This window comes from Gallibacterium sp. ZY190522, from assembly GCF_054166015.1.
This window is the reverse complement of the sequence record NZ_JBTBYI010000002.1, coordinates 1-5394: the sequence shown is the minus strand read 5'-3', so window position 1 is coordinate 5394 and position 5394 is coordinate 1. Positions and strand designations below refer to the sequence as shown.

6 protein-coding genes and 1 pseudogene are annotated in these 5394 nt (G+C 44.5%); 5 read left to right on the top strand and 2 right to left on the bottom strand.

Annotation, left to right across the window (positions count from 1 at the left end; genetic code table 11):
* Positions 1 to 96: 96 nt before the first annotated feature.
* The 5 genes and pseudogenes from sul2 to ACXPAV_RS12385 all read left to right on the top strand — a co-directional run bounded on the left by sul2 (position 97) and on the right by ACXPAV_RS12385 (position 4041).
* Positions 97 to 912, top strand: a complete 816-nt coding sequence (gene sul2, locus ACXPAV_RS12405) for a sulfonamide-resistant dihydropteroate synthase Sul2 (RefSeq protein ID WP_268795188.1) — start codon at positions 97 to 99, stop codon at positions 910 to 912.
* Positions 913 to 955: 43 nt separating this feature from the next.
* Positions 956 to 1162, top strand: coding sequence for a hypothetical protein (locus ACXPAV_RS12400; protein WP_011270140.1), 207 nt, complete (start codon positions 956 to 958; stop codon positions 1160 to 1162).
* A 1403-nt stretch (positions 1163 to 2565) separates the two neighbouring features.
* Positions 2566 to 2874 carry a MobC family plasmid mobilization relaxosome protein gene (gene mobC, locus ACXPAV_RS12395; protein WP_011266097.1) on the top strand — a complete coding sequence of 103 codons (309 nt, stop codon included), beginning with the start codon at positions 2566 to 2568 and terminating at the stop codon, positions 2872 to 2874.
* Positions 2871 to 3242 (top strand): annotated as a pseudogene (locus ACXPAV_RS12390) (relaxase/mobilization nuclease domain-containing protein); the annotation flags it as partial. The gene mobC and the pseudogene ACXPAV_RS12390, both read left to right, overlap by 4 nt.
* A 316-nt stretch (positions 3243 to 3558) precedes the next feature.
* Positions 3559 to 4041, top strand: coding sequence for an MbeB family mobilization protein (locus ACXPAV_RS12385; protein ID WP_268795187.1), 483 nt, complete (start codon positions 3559 to 3561; stop codon positions 4039 to 4041).
* A gap of 398 nt (positions 4042 to 4439) precedes the next feature.
* On the opposite strand, the gene dfrA32 is transcribed toward ACXPAV_RS12385, so the two are convergent.
* Both dfrA32 and ACXPAV_RS12375 read right to left on the bottom strand, forming a co-directional pair.
* Positions 4440 to 4913, bottom strand: coding sequence for a trimethoprim-resistant dihydrofolate reductase DfrA32 (dfrA32, locus tag ACXPAV_RS12380; protein ID WP_032084013.1), 474 nt, complete (start codon positions 4911 to 4913; stop codon positions 4440 to 4442).
* 145 nt (positions 4914 to 5058) lie between these two features.
* Positions 5059 to 5394 (bottom strand): transposase, encoded by a 336-nt coding sequence (locus tag ACXPAV_RS12375; protein ID WP_412102510.1) that lies wholly within the window; start codon positions 5392 to 5394, stop codon positions 5059 to 5061.

Below are 5394 nucleotides of genomic sequence, written 5' to 3'. Positions count from 1 at the left end.
AAGAATAGAGAGTTAGTATTATTTTTTGCGATTACATTTTACTACTCTCTATTTTTTTATTTCAAATGTTCAACAGACCCTATTATAGAAGCCCCCATGAATAAATCGCTCATCATTTTCGGCATCGTCAACATAACCTCGGACAGTTTCTCCGATGGAGGCCGGTATCTGGCGCCAGACGCAGCCATTGCGCAGGCGCGTAAGCTGATGGCCGAGGGGGCAGATGTGATCGACCTCGGTCCGGCATCCAGCAATCCCGACGCCGCGCCTGTTTCGTCCGACACAGAAATCGCGCGTATCGCACCGGTGCTGGACGCGCTCAAGGCAGATGGCATTCCCGTCTCGCTCGACAGTTATCAACCCGCGACGCAAGCCTATGCCTTGTCGCGTGGTGTGGCCTATCTCAATGATATTCGCGGTTTTCCAGACGCTGCGTTCTATCCGCAATTGGCGAAATCATCTGCCAAACTCGTCGTTATGCATTCGGTGCAAGACGGGCAGGCAGATCGGCGCGAGGCACCCGCTGGCGACATCATGGATCACATTGCGGCGTTCTTTGACGCGCGCATCGCGGCGCTGACGGGTGCCGGTATCAAACGCAACCGCCTTGTCCTTGATCCCGGCATGGGGTTTTTTCTGGGGGCTGCTCCCGAAACCTCGCTCTCGGTGCTGGCGCGGTTCGATGAATTGCGGCGGCGCTTCGATTTGCCGGTGCTTCTGTCTGTTTCGCGCAAATCCTTTCTGCGCGCGCTCACAGGCCGTGGTCCGGGGGATGTCGGGGCCGCGACACTCGCTGCAGAGCTTGCCGCCGCCGCAGGTGGAGCTGACTTCATCCGCACACACGAGCCGCGCCCCTTGCGCGACGGGCTGGCGGTATTGGCGGCGCTGAAAGAAACCGCAAGAATTCGTTAACTGCACATTCGGGATATTTCTCTATATTCGCGGTTCAGCAGGCATGGGTAGTCAGATTGTTTTAACGCACAGCAACAAGGATGTGCAGGCGCTTAATGAGGCGATACGTGAAGCCCGTAAAGAGCGTGGCGAGCTGCGCGGTAGCGCCCGCTTTGAGAGTGAAAAAGGCGGTCGAGAATTTGCGCCGGGTGATCGTATTGTTTTCTTGAAAAACGACAACTCTAGACGAATTAAGAATAAGATTATTTGAAAAGTAGATAACTTGAAAAATCAGGGGATAGGGCATACAATGGAAAAAGGTCGGGGATAGCTACCAACTACCCCCTTCCCGATTGTCTTAGGACAATCTATTCAAGATGTAAGTAATTAGGTCGAGAATGGTAAGAACTCGAAAACCTAATACCGCAACTACTACGGTGAGCAGTAGTATCATTACGAAGTATTGTAATGCGTTCACATAGATCACCCCCTTAGTGCTATAAGCCTAAGGCAATCGGGCAACGTGCTAAGGACACGTTACACCGTTTGCCGATAGCACAAGGAAGATTTTATCACATAACCGCCTAACAGGGCGGTTTTGTTTTATTCAGGACTGAAAAAGCCGTTGAAACTTGCTTTCAATGGCTTTTTTAGTCTAACAACCGCAGGGCGTTAGCAGAAAGGTGCACGAATTTTCATAAAATTACACGGTAAGAAAGTGTATGGATTTTCACAAAGGTGTACAGATTTTAATAAAATACACCTTAAAGCCTTTAATACCAATGCTTTAGAAAGAAAAAGGGATCGAACTTTTGACATTCGATCCCTTTTTCTGTAATCTGTTTCGTGCGTTCTTTGCTAAGATACAGACCATAGACAAGTCATATCTTAGCAAAGGGTAGCTAGTAATGCAAGAGATTGCGAAGCGTCCCTACTACCAAAAAACCATTCAACGACGTAAACAAGAAACGCAAACCTTAAATCGAACGGTCTTCAGCTCGGACTTCGGAAGAATAAACAGGCGTAGAAGTGATAACGTTCTTAATACGAAAATTAAGCTCTGTCTCCGTTTCGTACTACGGTTAGAAAGGCGAAAGCCCCAAGAAATACAAGTACACCTGATAAGCGAGATTTAAGGATAACAGCGGAATTGATTGTTGAGGGTCTGCAATTCCCAACCTGAAAAAATAAACTTAGTCTTTCTGGCTACCCATTCACTAGCCATTTGACAGAAAGGAAGCAAAAAGAACATCGCTCTTTCTGAACCCTATGGATTTGTGGACGGTTTAACGGTTTTTTGGCTTTGCCACCGTGTGGATAAGCCTAATGGATAACTTGACGGCTACGCCTTGCACAACTCTACGAGTTGCACACAAGTAATCACACAGGCATTACCCACACTAAAAACCTACCGCCCACAAGCTCCACAGGGTCAATAATAATAGTTTTTTTGTTTTTGATTATGAAAGCCCTACGGGCTAGAAAGACGAAGTCGCCTTCGGCTCCGCTGATTTTTATATATCACTCTCGGGGCTTTTGGTGTACTATTGTCTAAAGTTAGAGCAAGGACACATAGACCCGTATCTGCGAAACTAAGTCTATGCCCTTGCAAGAGGGATAAATCCCCCTTGACCCCCTTGCGGTTTCACCGCTAATTTGAAGAACGGACACCGAATGAAAAAGCGAACCAAACGCCTAGAAATCGCCTTATCGGAAGATGAATACAATGCCTTGCTTGAACGTAAGACGAAAGCAAGGCTTGCTGAATGGGTTCGGGAAGTTGCCCTAGAACAGCAACCTAAGCGACAGCCGAAAGTAATCGACCCTGCGTTACTGTTCGAGCTGAACCGCATAGGCGTAAACCTGAACCAAATCGCCCGACAATGCAACAGCCAACGCCCTAGTATTGACCTTGTTAGCGTATTGGCTACCTTGCGAGAAATTGAAAAAAATCTCAAAAAATTGCGAGAATTGAGCCTATGATCGTCAAATTTTTTAAGAAACACGGTAAGGGAAAAGCTAGTAGTTGCAAGGCTTGCATAGATTATTTACTGAATAAGCCTGACGATACCGCCCAAATCTTGCAGGGCGATCCCCGACTATCGCAAAATATTGCTGATAGCCTTGATTTTAATAACACCTATACCGCAGGTTGCTTGTCTTTTGAAGAAAGCGACCTACCCGAAAGCTACAAGCGTGAGATTATGGCACGCTTTGAAAAGGCAATGTTTGCAGGGCTTGAACCTGAACAATATAACATTGCGTGGGTACAGCACACGGACAAGGGGCGACTTGAATTAAATTTCGTTATTCCGAACGTAGAACTGACAAGCGGAAAACGCCTACAACCCTACTACGACAGGGCAGACCGCCCACTTGCTGAAAATTTTAAGCAGGTAATCAACCACGAATACCGCCTAAGCGACCCAAACGACCCAATAAAGCAAAATAGCTTAATTGACCGCAAAGACCTACCAACCGATAAAAAACAGGCGTTACAGGCGATTACAGACGGTTTGACCGCATTGGCAAACGCAGGGCAGATAAACGACCGAAAAGACGTTATAAACGCCCTAGAGCGTGCAGGCTTTGAGATTGCACGCATTACACCTAAAAACCTATCAATCAAGACAGACGGACAAAATTTAAGACTAAAAGGGGCTTTCTATGAGCAAGATTTTAGATTTAGCAACGACCTTTCAGCAGACATCACAGAAAGAGCTAGAGAATACAGGCGAAATAGTGCAGAACGCTATCAAACAGCACGAGCAAAACTTGATACAGCAGTTACAGCACGCCAACAAGAATTTAGCCGAAAATATCCAAATCGAGCAGGCGAAATTGATAAAAAATACCGTGAGAATGTATCGCTTGCCGACCCTAATCGCCTTGACGATATTAGCCTTGATAGCTATAACCGCAGGCGTTCTGACGTGGCAGGCAAAGAACGCCTATCAAGAGATGATAGAGTGGGAACACTCGGCAGAAATCGCCAAAGAGCAGAGCGGGGGGATCAAGCTATCAATGTGCAAAACGGACGCAGGGGGCAAGCCTTGCATAGCAATAGACAAGGATTATATGAATTCAACGTGGGGCGACAATCTGAAGATAATCGAAGTCCACGAAACCAAGAAACAGGGGAAAAAATAAATGGCGACCGAAATCGAAGTAATGTTAGAGAATACCTTGAAAACCTTGTTAGAACAGCAAGAGATAGAGCGGAAAGTTTTATCGAAAGAGTTGCAGAGCTTGCGAGCAGAAAACGCCTTGATCATTCAACAATACAACGAAATCAGCACGCAATTAGCAACGTTGCAGAATTTAATAAACAACTTGAAACGGTAATAGCCAAACAGAAAAAACAGGAAAAGGGAATGGGATTATGACAAAGAGAATTAAATCGTAATCCTTGCAGGCTCAAAAACTTGTTTTTGAGTTTACAAGGATTGAACAACCGCAGGGCGTTAGCAGAAAGGTGTATGGATTTTAATAAAACCACAACTTAAAAACTGTCCAAGGAGCGGAGCGACTGGTGCTGCAACGACTTGTTAGCCTTTTTTCCAAATTTGATATGTATAATTTATATTAGACACAAAAAACTGTTCAAAAACCAAGTTGAAACCTTCAGGTAATATAGGGAATTTAATATCACCTTCAACCTCAACATGAATAGTAGATAGATGAATTATATCTGCTTTTTCAATAAGGCTTTCATAGATTTGCCCCCCACCCGAAATATATACATGATCTGTAATTTTAGATAGTTCTTGCAAAGCATTTTCTATTGAAGGAAAAACCAAGACGTTTTCATTTGACCCTGAAATTCCATTCTTTGACACTACTGCATATTTGCGATTTGGAAGAACTCCCATAGAGTCAAATGTTTTCCTTCCAACAAGAAGCCACTGATTGTATGTGAGCGCCTTAAAGATTAGCTGCTCACCTTTTGCTGACCACGGAATATCAGGACCACTACCGATTACGCCATTTTCTGACACTGCAGAAATCAATGAAATTTTCAATTTAACTCCCGATATGGCTAACTTTGTTTTAGGGCGACTGCCCTGCTGCGTAACATCGTTGCTGCTCCATAACATCAAACATCGACCCACGGCGTAACGCGCTTGCTGCTTGGATGCCCGAGGCATAGACTGTACAAAAAAACAGTCATAAAAAATACCGTGAGAATGTATCGCTTGCCGACCCTAATCGCCTTGACGATATTAACCTTGATAGCCATAACCACTCCATATCCGGATCTTTAATAAGTTGTTTAAAAATTTTGGTGAATTTATCCAATTTTGTCCATCTTCTAAAAGTTTTAAAAACAGTATTATACTTTCCAAAGCATTCTGGTAAATATCGCCATGGGCAGCCTGTTTTCAGGCGATATAAGATTCCTGTGAAAATATTTCTTAAATTTGGTTTGTCATAGATATTCAAATCTAGGATAATAGGCTTTAGTTTCAACCAAAGCTTGTCATTAAGTAATGTTTGAAGCAT

Bases quoted from the DNA above. Each gene is read 5' to 3' on its own strand.
- sul2 (WP_268795188.1), top strand. From the start codon at position 97: ATGAATAAATCGCTCATCATTTTCGGCATCGTCAACATAACCTCGGAC.
- ACXPAV_RS12400 (WP_011270140.1), top strand. From the start codon at position 956: ATGGGTAGTCAGATTGTTTTAACGCACAGCAACAAGGATGTGCAGGCG.
- mobC (WP_011266097.1), top strand. From the start codon at position 2,566: ATGAAAAAGCGAACCAAACGCCTAGAAATCGCCTTATCGGAAGATGAA.
- ACXPAV_RS12385 (WP_268795187.1), top strand. From the start codon at position 3,559: ATGAGCAAGATTTTAGATTTAGCAACGACCTTTCAGCAGACATCACAG.
- ACXPAV_RS12375 (WP_412102510.1), bottom strand. From the start codon at position 5,394: ATGCTTCAAACATTACTTAATGACAAGCTTTGGTTGAAACTAAAGCCT.